We start from the raw sequence: 21,794 nt of genomic DNA, 5'->3' as shown, positions 1-21,794 counted from the left end.
CTGAGACTAATTGTTACATTTAAGCTTTAAAAACCCTTCATTTTAAAGGGTTAACCCATAAGATCTGTTTGATCTCAAGGCACAGAAGCACCTATCTCGCTTCTGTCGCTGACATGAAGTCAGCCCAGGGGATGATCAGTTAACAACGCAGCCGGTAGCCCTTCTTGGGCATGTTTTGAATCATCTGCTTATCGCCCAGCTTGCGCCTGATCCGGTGAATCAATACAGCGATGGTTTCAGGTGAGGTTTCGCATTGTCCGCAGTCGAGCACATCCATCAACTTCATTTTACTGACGTAGACCCCCTCGGCTCTCAAGAGGGTCAGGAGTATCTTGTATTCGGCAGGCGTAAGATACACCTCTTCGCCATCGGACCCGAACAGGCTGCAGGTCTTTTCGGAAAAGGTCCAAGGCCCCAGCTCCCATTCTGCTTTCTGAATCGAAGCCGGTGCCTCTCCTCGCATGCGCGACATCCGCCCCAGGAAGTTTTTAACGCGAACCAGCAGCTCCTGGGTATCAAAGGGTTTGAAGATATAGTCATCGGCCCCCATTTCCAACGCGGCCAGACGGGTTTCGCGATCCGTTCGTCCGGAAACAACAAAAAGAGGAACATCACTTTGCAAACGCAGCTTACGCAAAAGCACCAGGCCATCTTCATCGACCAGGTTCAAATCCAGTAGAATCAGGTCATAACTGCGTTTCTTCCAGAGCGCAAAGAATTCATCAACTCCCTCGGCTTCATCAACAATAAAACCCTGGATCCGAAACACTTCAACCAGGACACTACGCAGGGTCATATCATCTTCAACTAGAATAATTCGCGATGGATCAGTCATTGCTTAACCTTCTTCTTGGGTTTTTAGGTAGGGTTAGGATAAAACCGGCATCCTGATGATCGGATTTGTACTCCAGCGAGCCACCCAGCTTGCAGGCTGCCGCTTTGGCCAGATGGAGTTTGCCGTCAGTTTTGTGTTCTTGTTGGCTTCGTGCTGTCACATCAACCGCAAGCGCCTGACTGGGAGTCGACACGGTCAGCAGCAGCTTGGCTTCATCGGCCTGGTAATTCAATGTGATTTCAGTATCCGCTGGCAGGCGAGCAACCAGAACCCCTACCAGATTTTGCAATAGCATTTGCAGGATTTCCGGGTCTGTTTCCACTTCACAGGCCTTAGAGCCCAGCAAAACCAGATATCTATTGTTATACATTCTGCGCAGGTTTTCCGTGAGCTGGAGCATCCAGGGCAGAAAATCAAGAGAGTGATTACTGGGATGCCAGTCGGCATCAGCCAGACGCTGGTCCCATATACTGGTATTCACCAAGGCAACCAGATCTTGTTGGGCGCCCCTTATTTTTTCCAGCCAACCTCTGCGTATCTTGATATCAGCTTCTCCCTGGATAGCAAAAAGCGTCAGGGCACCATCAATCACGGTCAAAGGCGTAGCAAACTCATTGGCCATACGACACAGAAAATCCTGTTGGGCTTTGCGGATTCGGCTTTCCTGTTTCAGGCTTTTGCTCAGATCACTCTGAAGCTGCAGATTCTTTTGATGGCTGGCCAACAACTGCTGATTGCGTTCCTGCAATTCCTGGGTTCGAGTGAATACCCTGACCTCCAGCTCCTGCGCATTGAGTCTTTGATTACGGGCAATCGTCTCCAGAATCATTAACTGCATGGCTAAAAGATGCACCAGGGTTCCCAGATAGATGGCATTTTCAGTCCAGAAATTATTGGGCAGCCAGGACTGCTCACGCAGGATGCGCAGGGTCACTCCCAGAGCCAGAACACCAAAAACCAGCAGATAGGCACTACCTAACCGGATTTCCCCGGTGACCAGTCGATAGATGGAGAAGACAACAGCAAAAGCGGTCAACAAGAGGATGTAGACCTGAATCCAGGAGGCAACCCACTGATAGTGATCCGCAAAGGTCAGCAACAAGCCGGTCGCACTCATCCCTCCCGTTAGCAACAAAAAACAACGCGCCATGGCAGGAAAATCCCTGCTCATTGCTGTCAGGCGTACTAACAGGCAAGCAAAGAAAATCAGGCTTAAGGAAACGGATGCTGAGGTCAACCAATCGGGCAAGCGTGACCAGGGCAGGGGCAGCAACCAAGCCAGGTAACCTGAATGTGCCAGCTGAAAAACCAGTTGGGTGAGCACATAGAGGGTATAAAAGGAATAGCTGCGATCGCGCAGGATATTGCTGTAAACCAAACCCAGCAAGGCCATCAAGGCCAGCACCCCGAGATAGGCTGACCAGTAGAAGTGCCTTTTTTGACTGGCTTCCAGAAAGGCATCCCTGTCTCTCAGGGTCAGGTCGGCAAACAGCGGGTTGGTTCCCGCCACTTGCAACAAAAAAGTTCTTTGTTCACCCGGCTGCAAGGTCAGGGGAAAAACCTGTTGCGGCAGATCCAGGGGCCGCTGGTCGGGCGAGAGCAAATCACCCGCCTGAAGCTGTTGCAACCGGCCCTGCTCATCAGTCCAATAGAGGCTTAGCCGGTCGGTAAATACTGGATCGACTTGCAGCCACCAGTCTTTTGGCTCACTAAAATGCGATGCCAGGGTAAAACTCAGCCAGTGGGTCTGACTACTAAATCCCCAGGCCGGACTGCCTGCCAGAGGAGTAAAGGCCTGCGCAGATGCCAGTAACTCCTCGGGGGAAAGGCCGCTATCTCTAGGCCCCTCGGCAAGATAGTTATCCAGTGAGCGGCTGGCATTCTGTCCGGGCGTTAGATGCATAACAACAGAAGCCTGCACCTGAAAGGCCAGCAAGAGTTGCAATAAAATACCCGCGACAAAAAAAACTAGCTTCACAGGAACACAGTCAACCGGGACCGCCTCCTTCGACGCTGGCAAGCTGCATGCGATAATGATTGCGTCCTTGTTGTTTGACGCTGTAAAGCAGCCGGTCCGCCTGGTTAACCAGCTCCGCAGGCGTTGCCATCAACCCCGGGGCCAGATGCACACCCCCCAGACTGGCAGTAATCACGCCGGGCGCCGGAGCCAGGGGATGCTCAAGATTCAGGTTTTGGATCAGACCACACAACTGCTGCATCAGTTTTTCCAACTCCGAGGGGGACACCTGCCTGAACACTATGGCAAATTCCTCCCCACCATAACGGGCAACCTGCCCTCCGCGAGGACTGACAAAATCCTTGATGGCTTTAGCCAGACTTTTGAGTACCTGATCGCCAGCCCAGTGCCCGCAGCTGTCGTTGTAGTCTTTAAAATAATCCACATCCAGCAGAACCAGGGACAGGGATAACCGGCCTGCGGCAGCCAACTGCAGGCCGGTCTGAAGACTGGCATCCAAGACACGACGATTGCCTATCCCCGTCAAGGCATCCTGACAGGAATCGCGGTGAAGCTGACGCACTCTTGCCGTAGCCTGTAAATGGTTACCGACTCTAAGCCTGAGTAGATCCGGAGGCACCGGTTTGTTGATAAAATCTATGGCTCCCAGACGCAGCCCCTTGCGCTCCTCGTGCAGGTCTTTGCGGGAGGTCAGGAAGATAACGGGAATATAAGCGGTTAAGGGATCTTTCTTCAGTTGCCTGCAGATTTGATAACCGCTCTTTCCCGGCAGAACGACATCCAGCAGAATAAGATCAGGTTGCAACTCAAGGGCCCAGGAGTGGGCATCCAGCCCTGTGCTAACCAGATGACAGTGACCTAGTCCTTCCAGCACGCATTCAATGACTCTGGCCAGCGTGGGGTCATCCTCCACCACCAGAATCTGAAAGTCTTGTGAAAGACAGGACGCATCCGGAGCCGGAAGCAAACTGTGGGCGACCATGCTGCTTTTCCTTTGCGTATTTAAACCTAACCGCAAAGCCTACACCCTTAACAAGCCGGGTTATTTAACAGCATCTTGAAGCTGTCTTAACAGCTTATATATGCGACTTACCATCCAGTAGCAAACGAGTAGAACCCGGCTGGGAGGTATCCAGACGTAAATTCATCTGCAGCACCTCGGCAATCAATTTGGCTGAATAGGTACCCAAACCGGTTCCCTGTTTCTTGCCGGAAGTGACAAACTTGTCAAAAAAGACAGGGCGTATCTCTTCGGGGACTTCACCGGCATTTTCCAGCAGCAATTGGTAGCCCTCTTCCAGTGGCTGCAAACGGATTTTAATGCAGCCTTCACGCGGCGAGGCCTCGCAGGCATTCTTGAGCAGGTTGGCAAGAAGGTTATAAGCCAGCAGTGGTTCGGTCATGATTGTCAGCGACTGCAAAGCAGAGGGGATCTCCAGCTGCAAATCCAGGTGTTTTTTACGAAAAGCCTGGGCCATTTCCCGGACCACCTGGTCGAGAAGGTCCGGCAGGCTTTCTTCCTGCAGTTCCGGCTCATAGGTTCCGTATTCAATTTTCAGCAGCACCAGCGACATCTCGATCATATTGAGCATGCGCCAGCCTGCCGCTTCCAGCATCTCCATAAACTCCTGCTGACGCTGGGTCAGGTTGTCGTATTCCTTAAACAGAGCGGGAATGCTGGTGATACTGCTGAGCGGCCCTTTTAAATCGTGGTGCATGATGCGCTCAACATCCTCGCGCATTCGTGCCGATTCCTTGAGGGCCTGATTCTGTTCTGCCAGTTGGCGGCGCGTCTCGTCCAGCGACAAGTGGGTGTTGATTCGGGTCAGCAGGATATCAGGATTAAGCGGCTTGGCAATATAATCCACAGCTCCCAGTTTCAAGCCCTGGGTTTCATCATCCGCACTGTCCAAAGCCGTCAGGAAAATCACCGGGATATCGCGGGTGGCATCACTGGCCTTCAGGTGCTGGCAGACTTCATAACCATCCATTTCCGGCATCATCACATCCAGCAGGATCAAATCGGGCCGCTGTTTTTCCGCAATCTTGAGGGCAATTTTGCCGTTAATTGCTGCTTTAACCTGATAGTGATCAGAAAGAAGGCTGGTCATGATATCCAGGTTTTCAGGGGCATCATCGACGACCAGGATCACCTTGGGTATAGGTTGGTTAGATTCAGTCATGGTAGTTAACTTCCGGGGTTGGGCTGTTGACGAGCCAATAGCTCCTCGGCCGCTTCAAAGTCATAGTCCGTCAGGTGATCCCTGATGCTTTCCAGGCAGGCTTGCCAGGAGGCAGGCAGAGGGCGTTCCAACAGCTCATCCACCTTTTTAACGGCCATCGCATCATAGTCTTCCAATTGCTGGTGCAAAACCTGCAAGGCTTGCTGCAATTCCTCTTCCGTCCAGCCGGTTTGCGACTGCGACGCCTGAGTGCGCTTGGATGCCAGCCAGGTCTGCAGATAATCCAGCAGGTTTTGCAACGCCTCAAGGGTTGGCTGAATCGTCTCCGGCGATAACTGCAGCCCCTGTTTGAGCTCTGCTTCCAGTTCTCCGGCCCGGCTATGCAGTCGATTGGCTCCCAGATTACCCGCCACCCCCTTGAGGGTATGTGCCTGACGCAGGGCTTCTTGCTGATCCTGCTTGGCCAGTGCCGCTTCCAGTCGTGTAGCAAAGCCTTCCTGACTGGTGACGAAACGCTCCAGCAGCCGACGATAGGCCTGACGATTGTCACCCAGACGTTTTAATCCCAGCGAGGTATCCAACTGCTGCCCCCACTTGGGAGGCAATTCAATTTCAGCTTCAGTGCTTGTCGTCATTTCTATTTCCGGTGGTAATTCACGTTGACCGGCCGGAATCCATTCAATTAAGGCTGTCATCAACAGATCCGGATCTATGGGTTTGTTGAGATGATCGTTCATGCCTGCATCCAGGCTTTTTTGACGATCTTCCAGAAGTGCATTGGCCGTCAGGGCAATAATCGGTATATCCGTCTGGTGAAGGACTTCACGAATATAGCGGGTAGCCTGGTAACCATCCATGACCGGCATTTGTATATCCATCAGCACGGCATCAAACTGCTGCTGCGCTAGCTGATCCACGGCTTCCTGACCATTATTGGCCAGTTGAACATGCAAACGTGCCTGACTCAGTAACTCGAAAGCCACCTGCTGGTTGATTTCGTTATCTTCGACCAGTAGGACTCTTGCTCCCTGAATAGCCTGGAGTTGCTCCTCTTCAAAAGAGCCGCCAGAACGCTGGCCCTGGCCCGATATGGGAGCAAACCCCAAGGCATCAACCAAAGAATCCAGCAGCAACGAAGGGTTCACGGGTTTCTGTAAAAAAGAAGACAGCTGCTCAGCCCCCGGCTCTGCTAGCACCTCTTCACGTGCAAAGGCAGAAACCAGAATGCAACGAGGTTTGTTGACCGGCAGCTCGGCCTGCATGATTTCCTGAATCAACTGTAAACCCGTCATCTGGGGCAGGGACATATCCACGAGCAACAGATCAAAAGGCTGACTGGCCGTTTGCAGGGCTTGCTTGGCCGCAGCCGGTGTCGAGACCACCTGGGTTGCAAAACCAAAGCTGTGCAAATAGCTGAAAAAGATATCCCGGGCCGCTTCATTATCATCGACCACCAACACCCGATAGCCTTCCAGTTGATGCTTGATGACCAACTCTTCAGGAGGCTTCTGGGTACTCGCCGCAGCTTCCAGCCGGATGGTAAAAATAAAGCGGCTACCCTTACCCGGCTCACTTTCCACGCGGATTTGCCCGCCCATCATTTCCACCAGCTGGCGGGTAATGGACAAGCCCAATCCGGTACCACCGTAACGACGGGTGGTTGAGGTATCCGCCTGGGAGAAGGACTGGAAGAGCTTGGCCTGCTCTGCTGCCGTCATGCCGATACCACTATCGGCAACCGTGAACTCCAGTTCCAGGTCTTCTTGATCCTGCTTAAGTTTGCGAACGGAGACAACGATTTCGCCTTCATCGGTGAACTTGATGCCATTGCCAACCAGGTTGATCAATACCTGACCAATACGCAGGGGATCACCTTTCAGGCCATAGGGAACATCGCTTTCCCGGTAAAACAGCAGTTCCAGCCCCTTGTTTCTTGCTGATTCAGCCACCACTACCCACAACTGATCCAGCACCTCGTCCAGCTCAAAGGGGACCTCTTCCAGATGCAGTTTTCCTGCCTCGATCTTGGAAAAATCCAAGATGTCATTGATCAGCCCCAGCAGGGAGCGCCCGGAGGCCAGGATCTTATTGAGATAATTTTGCTGTTGGGGAGAAAGATCTGTGCGCATACAGAGTTCAGTCAAACCCAGAATGGCGTTCATGGGCGTGCGAATCTCATGACTCATATTGGCCAGAAATTCGGATTTTGCCTGGGTTGCCGTTTCGGCAACCTGTAGAGCTGCCTCCAAACGCCGCCGGTAATCCAGTGTTCGCAGCAGCAGATGAATGACCAGAGCGATCAGCAGACTAACCAGCAGAGCCGCAAACATCTGCCCCGCCAGCTGTACCTGGTCACGCCAGCCCTCGACCGGCGTTACATCCAGATACCAGCGGCCATTGGATAGACTCAGGGACTGCCGGACAGGTTCATCCTTCAAGGCACCATCACTATTCAGGAGCGTCTGCACCCCCTGACCGGAAGGGGCTTCCCGCCACAGGTGCCAGGCATAACCCTGAGAGGTCAATTCCGGCAAGCGGGCTCCCACCAGAGCTTCAGGGAAGCGCAGGGTCACGGAAACAAAACCCCAGAAATCCTCCTGCTGCTCATCCATAAAAACAGGCAGACGGCCCACAGCTCCCAGCCCACCCTGACGCAATTCAAAAGGGCCTGCCAGAATCATTTTCCCGCTATTCATGGCTTTGAGCGCTTCGGCAGAACGTTCCGGATCGGCAAATTCATCCTGTCCCAAAGCCGCCTGATTCCCTTGTAAAGGTGCAATACGAGTCAAGACTCCATCAGGCAAGAGAGCGATTGCAGAAGCACCGGGATAGTAGGGGATGAGTTCATCAGCCAGGGCTTCAAAGTGCTCTACCTCGCCTTGCCCTTCACGTACCAGAGCAGCCAGGGCATAGGTGATGGAAAGAGAACTTTCCAGCCCTCGCTGCAGGGCCGCAGCATAATCGCTGGCGAGATTCAGGGCACGGGACTGGCTCAGTTCGACCTGACGCTGATCCCAGGCGATGACCAGGGCCAGACTCAATGCCAGACTCAAGAGGAAAGTTACAAGAACGGCTGGATGGATGCCCCGGGTTTCAGTTGGTGCGATCCTGTCATTTTTAAAGTGGCTAGCAACCAAGGGCAAGGCTCCGTTAATAAAATGCCAGGCCGCCAGCAACCTGGCTTGTAGTCAGGCCATTTGTGGCCCCAACCAAACATGCAGAAAATAGCATTATATGCGAAGCCCTGCCCTGATGACTTAACAGGAACTTAATGAGCCAACTGCTCAGCCACTGGTTCCGGTCAAGAGGCCAAAGATCCTGAAGCCACCGATATAGGTTCCGGCAGCCGAGCCCAGGGTGGCAAAAATAAACACCAGCAGGGTGCGTGAAACGCGATTGCGCCACCACCCCTTCATGCTTGCAGTATCCACTCGCAAAGAGGAAAAATCCGCCACCTTGGGTTTACGCACCAACAGCTCAGCACCGGCAGCGACAAAACCGGCCCCGATGGTCGGGTTCAGCGAGGTCAGGGGAGCAGCAACAAAAGCAGTCAGAATGGTCAATGGGTGGGCACCGGCAATCAGAACACCCAGCGCACTCAAACCACCATTAATCAGCACCCAATCGATCACCAGTTGCATACCCAATTCGGTATTGCGGTTAAAACCGATAACAAAACCGGTAATGATCAGAGCGGCAATAATCCAGGGAAGAAACTTGGGCCAGCGACTGGCGGGAGGTACAGCTTCCAGAACATCCAGCTGTTCCTTGGGATTTTCGGGCAGATGACTGTGCAAATTGGTTTCCAGGCCTTGCAGGTGACCGGCACCCACCACCACCAGCACCTTCTTGTAGCGGCTATCGCCATTTTCCTGAGCCAGACGCAAGGCCATATAATGATCCCGTTCGGCAATCAGCGCCTGATAAAGCTTTTCCGATTCCTGGGCAAATTCACTGAAGGTGGATTCCAGCACGTCCCCTTCCTTCAGCCTTTCAATCTCTTCGGCAGAGACTTTTTCCCGCGAGAAGAGACTGGAGACCAGCCCACTGACCAACGCGGTTCTCTGCCACCAGGGCACACCGCGATAAACTCTTTTCAAGGTGACACCGATATCCCGGTCAATCACCATCAGGGGCAGACTGGCCGCCTTGGCTTCTTCAATCGCGGCCTTCATTTCCTCACCCGGAGCAATACCGGATTCTTCAGCAACCCGCTGTTGGAAAGAACCCAGAGCCAGGTTAGCGGCCACCATGCCAGCCTTGCCCTGTTTAATCACCTGGAAAAGATCCATTTTGGCCAGAGCATCAGGGTTGGTCAGGTTGGCGTGGCGAGCAGGACAGAGCTCTACCGCAACGGCATCAAACTCACCACTGCGAATCAGTTCACGAACCTCATCGGCACTGGCTCGGGAAACGTGGGCGGTTCCTAGAAGGGTGTAATCGGTATCCTGCTTGTGGACAAGTTTGCGGGGGCCACCGGTCGTCTCTGAAGGGGCTGCTGCAGTCATCAATTCCTGTATCCTGATTCAAAAGCAAAGGCGCATTAGACCAGAAAGCGGGTTAAAAGTCAGTGGTCAGCGACACCCCTGTACAAGACCCCCGACAACCACTAGGCTAGAAAGCCTCTGAAGACTGGCTACTACCACTGCAACAGGAGAGATTACCATGGCCCTTAATACTGTCACTGCCATCATGGAAGAACTGGCCGAAGAACCCAGCCTGAAAAATGATTCGGCAGCCCTGCTCAAGGCCATTATCCTCAACCTGCACATGAGTCCTGATGCCCTGCGTGAAATCCTCGACCATCAGGATGTCCAGCTTGCCAGTCAGGGAGCAGGTATCAATGTCACCTCCAATCGTGAAGAGCCCATTTTTATTGCCGTCGGTGATACCAACTTCACCGTGGATGGTGCCACCGCCAAAGACTTCTTTGATTGTGCCGACCTGATTCAGAACAAGATGAACTGCACGGAAAAGCTGGCGGAAATTGCCGAGATGGTATTGATTCAGCAGGTGCAAAACTGGTTCTGGGAAAGAGAAGACAACAAGCCCATCCCTGTTCAGGGCTTTCGTCCGGGCATGGTCATCAACTGATTAGCTACTGGCCAGTTATTCTAAAGAGCCTTGGATCAGGTTAAGACTTAAAGCGAGCCTTTCTCCTCCTGCTCGCTTTTGTTAGATGAACTTGAACACCTTCTACATCCATGCAGGTCGCAGCACAAACGTTAATCCGAGGCTTTCTAGAAAATTCCCAGTTCCAACTGAGCTTCTTCAGTCATCATTTCTCTCGACCAGGGAGGGTCGAAGACGATTTCTGTATTCACCTGATCCAGGTCTTCCGCGCCCTGGATTTTGCGGCGAGCATCGGCGGCGATAACTTCTCCCATACCGCAGCCGGGTGCGGTCAGGGTCATGCGGATATTGAGCATCTTGCGGCCATCGAGAAGATCGACGATCTTCAACCCATAAACCAAGCCCAGGTCAACAATATTCACCGGGATTTCCGGGTCAAAGCAGGTTCTAAGTTGTTCCCAGGCGAAGTCTTCTATTTCCTGGTTGGAAGCACCGGCAGGCAGCCGGGGTCTTTCCAGGGCGGGCAAGCCCAGGGCATCCAGATTACTGCCTTCAACCATGTAAAGGCGGCCCTGGTGACCGATACTGACAGTACTGCCCTTGGCCTGCATGACTTCCACTTCCTCGCCTGCAGGCAGAGTAATGGTCTTACCGTAGGGCACCGAAATGACTTCGGTTTCACGACTTAGCTGAATCTTGTCACCCTTTTCAATCACAATAGCATCTCCCTGACTCGCTTTAAGGCCGCGACAAAGACATCCACTTCTTCCAGGGTGTTATAGGCGGCAAAAGAAGCTCTCGCGGTGGCATCCACACCCAGATGATGAAGAACCGGCATGGCGCAGTGATGGCCGGTGCGTATCGCTACCCCCAGTTGATCGGTCAAGAGCCCCAGATCCTGGGCATGGGCACCTTCCAGCACGAAGGAGATAACGGCTGCCTTACCGGGAGCCTGCCCCAGAATCCGCAATCCGGGCAGCTCGGCCTGCATCTGTTCACTGGCATAGTGCAACAGGGAATGCTCCCAGGCAGCCAGATGGGAAATTCCCAAAGCCTGCATCCAGTCAGCAGCCACACCCAGACCGATTGCTTCAGCAATGGCTGGTGTCCCGGCTTCGAACTTATGCGGTAAACCGGCGAAGGTGGTTTTTTCAAAGCTGACCTTCTCGATCATTTCCCCGCCACCCTGCCAGGGTGGCATGGCTTCCAGCAGTTGCTCCTTACCATAGAGGACACCAATGCCGGTGGGACCATACATTTTGTGGCCGGAGAAAACATAAAAATCGGCATCCAGCGCCTGCACATCCACGGCCTGATGAGGCACAGCCTGGGCTCCATCCACCAGAATCAGGGCACCGGCATCATGGGCTTCACGGGCCAGCTGGGCAATAGGGTTTACTGTTCCCAGGGCGTTGGATACCTGGGTCACGGCCACCAGCTTGACTCGCTCGGTCAAGAGTTGCTGGTAAACCGCCAGATCCAGACTACCATCGTCCAGAATCGGGATGACCTTGATCTCGATGCCCAGCTGTTCTTCTAGCTGCTGCCAGGGCACGATATTGGCATGATGTTCCATCATGGAAACCAGCACCTGGTCTCCCGCCTTTAAATTGGCCCTGCCCCAGCTTTGGGCCACCAGGTTGATGGCCTCGGTGGCTCCGCGGGTAAAAACGATCTCTTTACTGGAAGCAGCATTAATGAACTTTTGCAGCTGTCTTCGAGCGGCCTCATGGGCATCGGTCGCTTCCTGGGACAAGCAGTGAAGACCGCGATGGATATTGGCGTTGGTATGACGGTAGTAGTCATCCATCACCTCGATCACGGCCCTAGGTTTCTGGCTGGTTGCCGCATTGTCCAGATACACCAGAGGCCGACCATGCACCTGACGCTGCAGAATGGGGAATTCAGCCCGCAACGCCTGGATGTCATAGTTGGGTTGCTGCAGATTTTCAAAATCTAATTCGGTCATCAATTCTTGTCCTGTGCTTCAGAAATCCGCTCTTTTGCCCTGAGCGCCCGTAATACTGGAGGCTAGAGGGTTTCGATCAAAGCTCTTCCAGATCCACCTGATGAGGCAGGTGGCCGGCCACACTTTCTTCAACCCGCTTGTAGAGAGGTGCCAGCTTCAGCTCGTCAATCACCTCGTTGGCAAAGGCTAAAGTCAGCAAGCCTCGAGCCAGCTCATCGGACAGGCCACGGGATTTCAGGTAAAAGAGAGCGGTTTCATCCAACTGCCCCGTGGTCGCACCATGGGAGCATTTAACATCATCCGCGTAGATTTCCAGCTCCGGTTTGGTATCGATTTCTGCCTGATCACTTAGCAGCAGGTTGGCGTTACTCTGATCCGCCTGGATTTGCTGGCTGTCTTTTTTGACCACGACCTTGCCATTGAAAACACCCTTGGCCTTATCGTTCAGAATGGCCTTGTAGTTTTCATGGCTGTAAGTCTGGGGTGCATTGTGATGAACCAGACTGTGAATATCCAGGTGCTGCTTGTTGCGGCCAAACAGCAGGCCGGAGAAGTGGCTGCTGGCTCCCTTGCCATTGAGATCACAAACCAGATCATCACGCACCAGCTTACCGCCCAGATTCATATGGTGGCAGCCATAACGGCTGTCGCGCTGCTGTTCGACCTGGGTGCGCCCGATCAACCAGCTCTGGTCGCCCGGTGTCTCCAGCAGGTAGTGGGTCAATTGAGCATTTCTTTCCAGGACCACCTCGGCAACCCGGTTGGTAAAATGAACGGCTTCATCGTCACCGACAAATTGTTCCACCAACTGCAGCTGACTGCTGCTACCGGCAGCAATCAGTATCCGCGGATGCGACATCTGCGGCTGGTCACTGGCTGTGGATAGATGAATCAGGTTGATTGGCTTGTCGATCACCTGGTTATTGCCGACACGGATCACCGCCCCTTCACCGGCAAAGGCAAAGTTCAACGCGGTAAAGACATCGCTATCGATACCCGCCAGTCGCCCCATCATGCCGCAGGTCAGTTCCAGCTCCTTGTCCAGAGCCTCGGACAGGGGTTCCACCACCAATGCCTGGGGCAGTGAACTTAAATCGGAGAGCTCGGGGACAAAAATGCCGTTAACAAAGACCAGTTGATGACTGTCCAGCGTTACGGCTGCTTCATTCAGCAGTTTTTGCGCGGCTTGAAGATCGTAGCCTTCAGCCAGAACAAAAGGACGCTTGGCCAAGGCCTTGGTATTGGTGTACTTCCAGGCTTCCACGCCATTGATGGGAAAGCCCAGATGCTCAAAGCGGGCAAAGGCCGCAATCCTTTGGCTTTTCAACCAGCCGCTTTCTGCGTGGCGATTGAATGCCTCGAAAGCTTCTGCGTACTGGTTCATGCAACTCCCTCCAATAACCAGTCATAGCCTTTTTCTTCCAGTTCCAGCGCCAGGGATTTATCCCCGGTCTTGATGATCTTGCCATCGGCCAGGACATGGATTACATCCGGCACGATATAGTCGAGAAGACGCTGGTAGTGGGTAATCATCAGGATGCTACGCTCCTGGGAACGCAGGGAATTGACCCCTTCTGCCACGGTTTTCATGGCATCGATATCCAGGCCGGAATCAATTTCGTCCAGCAGTGCCAGCTTGGGTTCCAGTACCAGCATCTGCAGGATTTCGTTGCGCTTTTTCTCACCACCGGAGAAGCCTTCATTCACGGCACGATGCAGGAAGCTGTTATCCATCTTCATGAACTTGATCTTTTCACGAATCAGCTTCATAAACTCGGGGGCTTCGATCTCGGGCAGGCCCTGGGCTTCGCGCTTGGCATTCAAAGCGGCCTTGAGCAGGTAGACATTCTTCACCCCAGGGATTTCCACCGGATACTGGAAACCCAGCAGCAGGCCAGCTCTGGCCCTGTCTTCCACATCCATTTCCAGTAGATCCTGACCTTCGAAGGTGACGCTGCCGGAAGTAACCTCATAGCCTTCGCGGCCGGTCAGAACTGCAGAAAGCGTGGATTTACCCGCACCGTTGGGGCCCATGATGGCGTGTACCTCACCCGGCTGAATGCTCAGGTTAAGGCCCTTGAGAATTTCTCTGCCTTCGACTTTGGCATGGAGGTCTTTAATTTCGATCATCTTGGTATCCTGTAATTAACTCATCAATTCGGGGAGATTCGGCTATTTAAATAGCAAAAGGTGGCATGATGCAGGCTGCTGAGCGTTAGTGGAGCCAGGGATGGCGTAACGCAGTTCGTACAAACCGGGAAGGTTTGTCCGACTGGCAAGCCAGCAGCCTGTTCAGCAGTACTTACCATCATCAGCCGACGGCACCTTCCAACGTCACATTCAACAAGGCTTCAGCTTCTACAGCGAACTCCATCGGCAGTTCCTTGAAGACATCCTTACAGAAGCCATTGACGATCATATTGACCGAATCTTCTTCGGAAATGCCGCGCTGCATGCAGTAAAACAGCTGATCTTCACCAATCTTGGAAGTGGTGGCCTCATGCTCTACCTGGGTCGAGGAATTACCGATTTCCTGGTAGGGGAAGGTATGCGCACCACACTGGTCGCCCAACAACAGGGAGTCACACTGGGTGAAGTTACGGGCATTCTTGGCCGAGGGCAGCACCTTGACCAGGCCGCGGTAGGACTGGTTGGAACGTCCGGCAGAAATCCCCTTGGAAATAATCGTGGAACGGCTGCCTTCACCCAGGTGAATCATCTTGGTGCCGGTATCGGCCTGCTGGAAGTTGTTGGTCACCGCCACCGAATAGAATTCACCCACCGAATCCTTGCCGCGCAGAATGCAGCTGGGGTATTTCCAGGTAATGGCTGAGCCGGTTTCCACCTGAGTCCAGCTGATCTTGGAACGATCACCGCGACAGTCGCCACGTTTGGTGACGAAGTTGTAAATACCGCCCTTGCCCTCTTCATCACCGGGATACCAGTTCTGCACCGTGGAGTATTTGATGTAGGCATCATCCAGAGCCACCAGCTCGACAACCGCCGCGTGCAACTGGTTTTCATCACGCATGGGCGCGGTACAGCCTTCCAGGTAGGAAACCTGGGCTTCTTCTTCACAAACGATCAGGGTGCGCTCGAACTGGCCGGTATTGGCCGCGTTAATGCGGAAGTAGGTCGAGAGTTCCATGGGGCAGGTTACGCCCTTGGGAACAAATACAAAGGAACCATCGGTAAAGACCGCCGAATTCAGCGCGGCATAGTAGTTATCGGTATGCGGAACCACGGTTCCCAGGTAGGCTTTCACCAGCTCGGGGTGCTCCTGCACCGCTTCGGAAATGGAACAGAAGATTACCCCGGCTTCGGCCAGTTTGTCTTTGAAGGTGGTACCCACAGACACGGAATCAAAAACCGCATCGACAGCCACCCCGGCCAGGGCCGCTCTTTCGTGCAGGGGAATACCCAGCTTGTCGAAGGTTTCCAGCAGCTTGGGGTCAACCTCGTCGAGACTCTTGGGAGCATCCTTGTTTTTGGCACCGGGCGCGGAATAGTAGGAGACCGCCTGAAAATCGATTTCCGGGTAAGAGAGATGAGCCCAGGCCTGGGGGTCCTTCATTGTCAGCCAGTGACGGTAGGCTTCCAGTCGCCATTCCAGCAGCCAATCCGGCTCATTTTTGCGGGCCGAGATATGCCGGATGACATCTTCATCCAGACCCGGCGGCAGGGTGTCACTTTCGATATCGGTTACAAAGCCTTGCTTGTACTCTTTACGTACCAGCTGCTCCATTTCTTCGCTTGCCATAACGGCCTCCGGGCATCATCAAGTCTTTCTATCTATTCTTTCTTGTCTTTCCTTCCGACGGCTGTCAGGAAAGAAAGCTATACACAGTAGTTTTAGCCAGCGGCACTGGTTTCATAAACACTCAGAGCCTGTATCTGCACCCAGGGCAGCTTGATCGGCTGGGTCTGGGCCAACTGAGCCAGGGTGACCGAAGCCAGCAACTGATGAATCGCCTGGGTGACTCTTTGCCAGTTAGTGGCTACGCCACACTGACTGATCAGGTCGCACTGGGAATCTTCCAGGCTGCATTCAGTCATGGCCACCGGCCCTTCTATCGCTGCAATCAAGTCGCTGGCCGTAATCGCCGAAGCGGGCCTGGCCAGTTGGTAGCCTCCCTGAGTCCCGCGCCGAGATACCAGCAAATCTGCCTTGACCAGCATCTTGAGCAGTTTGCTCACGGTAGGCTTGGGCAGACCGATGTCTTCAGCCAATTCCGCAGCCGCATACTGATGCTCGGAATCACGAGCCAACTGGGCCATGATCACCACTGCATAGTCAGTTAGTTTGCTCAACTTCAGCATGCCGACTCCAAAAAGCTTTATTGAGTACCATTTTAGTGCTTTTTAGAAACCGAGTAAAGCAGTCAGGTTTACACTAAGCGGCCAGGAGCACCAGAGACTGGGATAAAGAATAGAGCAACAGCAACTGTGCGGTGAGTGCCAAAAGGCGGTTTAAAGCCCGCCCCTCGAAGCGTCCTATCGCAATCCAGAGAAAAACCAGTAGAGGGGCCGTCAGCAGCAGGGGCAACCAACTGAGCAGCTGCCAGTGTGGATGCAAGACACCATGCAAGAGAGGCAAACCCAGCAGCAACAGCCGGTAGAGGTGGCGGCTACCGCGATCACCCAGATAGACAGCCAGGGTATTCTTGCCTGCTGCGGCATCCGTCTCACGGTCACGCAGATTGTTGACCAGCATGATGGCCGCACTCAGCAAACCGGTCAGATTGGCATAAACGAAGGAATTCAGGGTTAGGCTCTGGGTGTGGATAAAATAACTGCCCATCACTGCCAGCCAGCCAAAAAAGACCAGCACGGTCACTTCACCCAGGGCATGGGATGCCAGCGGATAAGGCCCACCACTGTACGCCAGGGCCGCCAGGATAGAAGCCAAGCCCAGAAGCAGCAACCACCAACTGGCCAGGGCGGCCAGAACAAAACCACTCACAACCGCCACTGCCAGGACGGCAAGCAGCCCTAGCTTCAATTCTGCCGGAGTGACCTGCCCCAGGTGCAAGCCGCGTAAAGGCCCCAGTCGCTGCTCACCATCCACGCCTCGCTGAGCATCAAAGAGATCATTGGCAAAATTTACCGCGATCTGCAAGGAGAGTGCGCAGATAAGCGCCAGAACAAAAGCCAGAGCATCAAAATAACCTTCCGAGGCCGCCAATGCAGAACCCAGAAGAATTGGAGCAATTGAAGCCGGCAGTGTTTTAGGACGCAGCAGTAAAAACCAGGAGGCCGCGCCAGAGGGTACAGAGCCAGCCAAATTAGACACCCTCGTTCACTTCCCCACCGGGACGCCCTGCCGCAAGACCATCCTTGCGAAGGACCCAGAAGACAAAACTAAAGGCCGGAATATTCATCAAAATACCGTACATGAGAGGCACCACGGCCAAGGCTGGCTGCTGCAGTAGCGTCAAGGCCACCAGAATGGCGGTGCCTGCATTTTGCACACCGACTTCCAAGCCCAGGGTTCTCTGCTCGGCTTCCTGCAACCCGGCACGGGCCGCCAAAAAGTAGGCGATCAGCAGAGAACAACTACTCAGCAGTAGTATGGCCAGACCCTCGAGGCTGAAAAAACGCTGCATCAGATGCAAATGAGTGGCCAGAAGAGCAATAACGATTAACAGCATGGCCAGGGTCGACAGGCGGCGTAACAAGGGCTGAACCTTCTCGGCCCAGTCCGGCAAGAAACCACGGATCAGCATACCCAGGGTGACCGGAACCAGGGTTACCAGCGCCAGCTGCTTGATGGCTGGCAACAAGGGCATGGAAAAATAATCGGCTTCCAGGGGATGGAGCTGCAAATAGGCAACAAACAAGAGCGGCAGGGTCACAGGCGTCAGCAGACTGGTCACACCGGTCAGCGTTACGCTCAAGGCCGCATCTCCACGGGCAATCAGGGAAAACAGATTGGAGGTGGCACCACCCGGGCAAAGAGAAACCAGAAACAGCCCGGCTGCAGCCAGAGGCGATAAGGGCAAGATGCTAACCAGTAACAAGGCCAGGCAAGGCAGAAAGAACAACTGCAGCGCCAATCCCAGAAAGGCTACCCTGGGTCTTTCCATCACTCGTTTAAAGTCTGCAGGCTGCAGACCCATACCGATGCCCAGCATGACCAGGGCCAGAATCAGGGGCAAAAGGACCTGGGTGACTAGCTGCTGCATTATTACTCCTCCAAATGACGGGGCTGCATCTGATCTATCCAGGCAGCATTCAACCAAAAAGCTTACCACTTTTCATGACAAGACAGGCAGTACCCCGACCCAACAGCCATAAAAAAACCCGAAGCCCTGAGGGCTTCGGGTTTACAGTTTCCAGATTAAACTGAAATTACTTCAGGGTATCCAGAATCTGATTGAAGGTGCTGCTGGGACGCATTACCTGATCAGCCTTGGCTTTATCCAGGTGGTAGTAACCACCCAGGTCGGCAGGCGAACCCTGAGCATCGCTCAGTTCTTTCAGGATCTGGTCTTCCTTCTCGCTCATCTGCTTGGCCAGAGGGCCCATCTTCTCGGCCAGTTCTTTATCTTCAGACTGAGCAGCCAGCTCGTCAGCCCAGAACTTGGCCAGGTAGAAGTGACTACCACGGTTGTCCAGCTCACCCACTTTACGTGAAGGCGACTTGTTTTCTTCCAGCAGACGGCCTGTGGCCTTGTCCAGAGCCTGGCCCAGAACCTCAGCACGCTTGTTGCTGTTTTTCTGGCCCAGCTCTTCCAGGGAAACGGCCAGAGCCAAGAACTCACCCAGTGAATCCCAGCGCAGGTGGTTTTCCTGCAGAACCTGTTGTACGTGCTTGGGTGCAGAACCGCCCGCACCGGTTTCGTACATGCCGCCACCGGCCAGCATAGGAACAATAGACAGCATCTTGGCTGAAGTACCCAGTTCCATGATGGGGAAGAGGTCAGTCAGGTAGTCACGCAGAACGTTACCGGTAACCGAGATGGTGTCCTTGCCACGAACCATGCGCTCCATGGAAGTACGGATAGCGCGGACATAGCCCATGATGCGCAGATCCAGACCCGCGGTATCATGTTCAGGCAGGTATTTTTCCACTTTCTTGCGCAGTTCACGGTCGTGAGCACGCTCGTTGTCCAGCCAGAAGATGGCAGTGGTATCGGACTGACGCGCACGGTTAACAGCCAGCTTGACCCAGTCACGGATAGCCGCGTCTTTGGTCTGGCAAGCACGCCAGATATCGCCCTTCTCAACCTGGTGCTGCATAAGAACGCTGCCACCAGAGGCAACCACACGCATGGTGCCGGCTTCGCTCATTTCAAACGTCTTGTCGTGAGAGCCGTATTCTTCGGCTTTCATGGCCATCAGACCAACGTTGGGCACGGTACCGCAGGTGGTGGGATCGAAAGCGCCGTGAGTCTTACAGAAGTTGATCATCTCCTGGTAGATACGGGCATAGGTGGACTCGGGCATAACTGCCTTAACGTCCTTCATCTTGCCATCACGGCCCCACATGCGACCGGAATTACGGATCATGGAAGGCATGGAGGCATCAACGATTACGTCGCTGGGTACGTGCAGGTTAGTGATGCCCTTGACGGAATCAACCATGGCCATTTCAGGACGGTGCTCGTAGCAAGCGTGGATGGCTTCCTCGATTTCGTCCTGCTTGGAAGCAGGCAGAGACTTGATGCTGTCCAGAACGCTGGCCATACCATTGTTGGGGTTGGCGCCCAGCTCTTCAAAGAGGCTGCCGTACTGGTCAAATACTTCTTTATAGAAGGCGCGTACAGCGTGACCGAAAACGATGGGGTGAGAAACCTTCATCATGGTCGCCTTAACGTGCAGGGACCACATCACACCGTCTTCTGCACATTCTTCAATGGTGCGCATGAAGAAGTCGTCCAGCGCCTTGGCGCTCATGAACATGGAATCCAGAACTTCACCTTCTTCCAGGCTCAGTTCTTTTTTCACTTCAGCCTTGCCGCTCTGGTCAACAAATTCGATGCGAACCTTGTCGGCCTTTTCCAGGGTTACGGACTGTTCGCTGGAGAAGAAGTCGCCACCACGCATCCAGTCGGCGTGAGAGCGGGAAGCCTTGCTCCACTTGCCCATGGAGTGAGGGTATTTACGGGCAAAGGCTTTAACAGCGGGGGGCGCACGACGGTCAGAGTTACCCTGACGCAGGACGGGGTTAACCGCACTACCCAGCACCTTGGCATAGCGTGCCTGGATGTCTTTTTCTTCGTCGTTTTCAGGCTCGAAAGGATATTCGGGCACGTCATAGCCCTGTTCCTGCAGCTCTTTGATACAGGCGCGCAGCTGAGGAATGGAAGCACTGATGTTAGGCAGCTTGATGATGTTGGCTTCAGGCTTTTTGGTCAAGTCGCCCAGTTCAGCCAGAGTGTCCGGCATGCGCTGCTCTTCTTTGAGGCGCTCCGGAAAAGCAGAAAGAACACGTGCAGCCAAGGAAATATCGCTGGTTTCTACATCAATACCGGCAACCTTGGTAAAGGAACTGACAACCGGCAACAGGGAAAAGGTTGCCAGGGCAGGTGCTTCGTCTGTAAGGGTATAAACTATCTTATTGCTGGATGTTGTCATTTTCTTCCCCGATTCCATCGTTGTATGACTGACAACTCATGCAAAAGGCAGCTTTTGGCCGCCTTTTTCAAGAGGAGTAAGCTTTAGCTAGTAAAATTACAACAGGCATTCTACCGAAAAAGAGTCTCTTTTTGTACGCTTTCCTGCTAATACCAAGGGCTAAGCTGCGGAGCAGCAAGTCTGGCTGAATTTTATAAATTGGCACCCAGCAGCTGTTCCAACTCGCTCAAGGGTGTTGGCTTGGCCCCCAGGTAAGGCGCTTGCCACTGCTGAAATTCCTGGACTTCTTGGTTATTCAACGGCAGATAAACCGGCAGCCCGCATCCTAACGCCAGAAGCGCCTGGGCATTATCCAGCGCCAGGGCAGCGCGCGCCTGACTGACCAGATCCACGGCTTCCTCCCAGGTGACCTTGCCGGCCAGGTTGATGACCTGATCGGCCAGAACCGGGGGAAGACTGGATAAAAGCTGTTCGACTTCCAGCAATTCGTAACGCGAAGCCAGCAGGCAGATTTGCCAGCCCTGCCCGGCCAGTTTCTCCAACAGTTCAGACCACTGATCAGCGCTGGGCTGGGCCCTGCGTGCAGCGGCAGAAACTCTCAGGGAGCCCGGACAAACCATCAACAGCGGCTTGTCATCAGGTATCCCGAACTCGGTCGCCACCGCCTGTTGCTGTTCGGGTCGACTGGTCAATTTCAAGGGTTGCGGGGGTGCCAGTTCATCGACAATATCCCAGGCTAGGGCCCTATAGCGGTCAACCGGATGAGGGTGGCGACGCGGGTTGGGCAGGCGGATATCAATCAGCAAGGAGTAGCGATAGCGACCCCGATAGCCGGTGCGCTCACCGATATTGGCCAGCATGGGAATCAGTGCCGGTTTAAAGCGGTCGGGCAGAACCCAGGCATGGCCGTGATCCTTGCCCTGCATCTCCAGCCCTGCACGCCAGAAGGTTTTCCAGCTCATCTGGGGGTCGGGCAGGTTATAGATCTGGTCGACCTGAGGGAAGCGCTCAGCCAAGCCGCTCAGGCGCGTGGGCACCATAATATCCAGAGGCTTGCGGGGAAAACGCTGTTGCAAATCCGCCAGGGTTGGCTGGGCGAGCAGGAGCTTTTCCGGCGAACCCGGCATCACGACCAGATTGCGACCAGCTGCCTTTCTGAAAAATCCCGACATCAAT

At 54.0% G+C, this 21,794-nt stretch carries 17 protein-coding genes; 1 reads left to right on the top strand and 16 read right to left on the bottom strand.

The genetic code is table 11. From position 1 onward, the window contains the following. Positions 1-139 precede the first annotated feature (139 nt). The 6 genes from DFK18_RS07385 to DFK18_RS07360 form a co-directional block, all read right to left on the bottom strand. A complete protein-coding gene (locus DFK18_RS07385) occupies positions 140-835 on the bottom strand; it encodes a response regulator transcription factor (RefSeq protein WP_114417614.1) in 696 nt (231 codons plus the stop codon). Further along, positions 828-2,813, bottom strand: a complete 1,986-nt coding sequence (locus DFK18_RS07380; protein WP_114417613.1) for a sensor histidine kinase — start codon at positions 2,811-2,813, stop codon at positions 828-830. Before DFK18_RS07380 ends, DFK18_RS07385 begins: the two co-directional genes overlap by 8 nt. A 10-nt stretch (positions 2,814-2,823) precedes the next feature. Then, positions 2,824-3,795 carry a diguanylate cyclase domain-containing protein gene (locus DFK18_RS07375; protein WP_114417612.1) on the bottom strand — a complete coding sequence of 324 codons (972 nt, stop codon included), beginning with the start codon at positions 3,793-3,795 and terminating at the stop codon, positions 2,824-2,826. A gap of 94 nt (positions 3,796-3,889) precedes the next feature. Next, complete coding sequence (locus tag DFK18_RS07370; RefSeq protein ID WP_114417611.1) at positions 3,890-4,996, bottom strand: hybrid sensor histidine kinase/response regulator; 1,107 nt, start codon at positions 4,994-4,996, stop codon at positions 3,890-3,892. Between the two features lie 5 nt (positions 4,997-5,001). Beyond that, the gene (locus DFK18_RS07365) at positions 5,002-8,133 is read right to left on the bottom strand and encodes a hybrid sensor histidine kinase/response regulator (RefSeq protein WP_162299724.1); all 3,132 of its coding nucleotides are present in this window, start codon (positions 8,131-8,133) and stop codon (positions 5,002-5,004) included. Positions 8,134-8,280: 147 nt separating this feature from the next. Further along, a complete protein-coding gene (locus tag DFK18_RS07360; RefSeq protein ID WP_114417609.1) occupies positions 8,281-9,504 on the bottom strand; it encodes a TraB/GumN family protein in 1,224 nt (407 codons plus the stop codon). 157 nt (positions 9,505-9,661) lie between these two features. On the opposite strand from DFK18_RS07360, the gene DFK18_RS07355 reads away from it, so the two are divergent. Then, entirely contained in the window at positions 9,662-10,090 is a 429-nt protein-coding gene (locus DFK18_RS07355; RefSeq protein WP_114417608.1) for a hypothetical protein, read from the top strand. Between the two features lie 146 nt (positions 10,091-10,236). Here DFK18_RS07355 and sufT read toward each other — a convergent pair whose 3' ends face one another. The 10 genes from sufT to waaF all read right to left on the bottom strand — a co-directional run bounded on the left by sufT (position 10,237) and on the right by waaF (position 21,790). After that, positions 10,237-10,785 carry a putative Fe-S cluster assembly protein SufT gene (gene sufT, locus DFK18_RS07350; protein ID WP_245944351.1) on the bottom strand — a complete coding sequence of 183 codons (549 nt, stop codon included), beginning with the start codon at positions 10,783-10,785 and terminating at the stop codon, positions 10,237-10,239. Next, positions 10,782-12,038, bottom strand: coding sequence for a cysteine desulfurase (locus DFK18_RS07345; protein WP_114417606.1), 1,257 nt, complete (start codon positions 12,036-12,038; stop codon positions 10,782-10,784). Before DFK18_RS07345 ends, sufT begins: the two co-directional genes overlap by 4 nt. 76 nt (positions 12,039-12,114) lie before the next feature. Beyond that, complete coding sequence (gene sufD, locus DFK18_RS07340) at positions 12,115-13,422, bottom strand: Fe-S cluster assembly protein SufD (protein WP_114417605.1); 1,308 nt, start codon at positions 13,420-13,422, stop codon at positions 12,115-12,117. Beyond that, complete coding sequence (gene sufC / locus DFK18_RS07335) at positions 13,419-14,168, bottom strand: Fe-S cluster assembly ATPase SufC (RefSeq protein WP_114417604.1); 750 nt, start codon at positions 14,166-14,168, stop codon at positions 13,419-13,421. Before sufC ends, sufD begins: the two co-directional genes overlap by 4 nt. Before the next feature lie 181 nt (positions 14,169-14,349). Continuing rightward, positions 14,350-15,798 carry a Fe-S cluster assembly protein SufB gene (sufB, locus tag DFK18_RS07330; RefSeq protein WP_114417603.1) on the bottom strand — a complete coding sequence of 483 codons (1,449 nt, stop codon included), beginning with the start codon at positions 15,796-15,798 and terminating at the stop codon, positions 14,350-14,352. A 92-nt stretch (positions 15,799-15,890) separates the two neighbouring features. Further along, positions 15,891-16,358: an SUF system Fe-S cluster assembly regulator gene (locus tag DFK18_RS07325; RefSeq protein ID WP_114417602.1), complete on the bottom strand. Its 468-nt coding sequence runs from the start codon at positions 16,356-16,358 to the stop codon at positions 15,891-15,893. 73 nt (positions 16,359-16,431) lie between these two features. Continuing rightward, entirely contained in the window at positions 16,432-17,331 is a 900-nt protein-coding gene (locus DFK18_RS07320; protein ID WP_114417601.1) for a 1,4-dihydroxy-2-naphthoate polyprenyltransferase, read from the bottom strand. Beyond that, positions 17,324-18,223 carry a bile acid:sodium symporter family protein gene (locus tag DFK18_RS07315; RefSeq protein WP_114417600.1) on the bottom strand — a complete coding sequence of 300 codons (900 nt, stop codon included), beginning with the start codon at positions 18,221-18,223 and terminating at the stop codon, positions 17,324-17,326. Before DFK18_RS07315 ends, DFK18_RS07320 begins: the two co-directional genes overlap by 8 nt. A 166-nt stretch (positions 18,224-18,389) precedes the next feature. Next, positions 18,390-20,618: an NADP-dependent isocitrate dehydrogenase gene (locus DFK18_RS07310; RefSeq protein ID WP_114417599.1), complete on the bottom strand. Its 2,229-nt coding sequence runs from the start codon at positions 20,616-20,618 to the stop codon at positions 18,390-18,392. A 191-nt stretch (positions 20,619-20,809) separates the two neighbouring features. Then, a complete protein-coding gene (waaF, locus tag DFK18_RS07305; RefSeq protein WP_114417598.1) occupies positions 20,810-21,790 on the bottom strand; it encodes a lipopolysaccharide heptosyltransferase II in 981 nt (326 codons plus the stop codon). Positions 21,791-21,794: the final 4 nt, after the last annotated feature.

This window comes from Marinospirillum perlucidum, from assembly GCF_003336805.1.
Lineage (GTDB): Bacteria > Pseudomonadota > Gammaproteobacteria > Pseudomonadales > Halomonadaceae > Marinospirillum > Marinospirillum perlucidum.
This window is presented reverse-complemented; position numbering and strand designations above follow the sequence as displayed.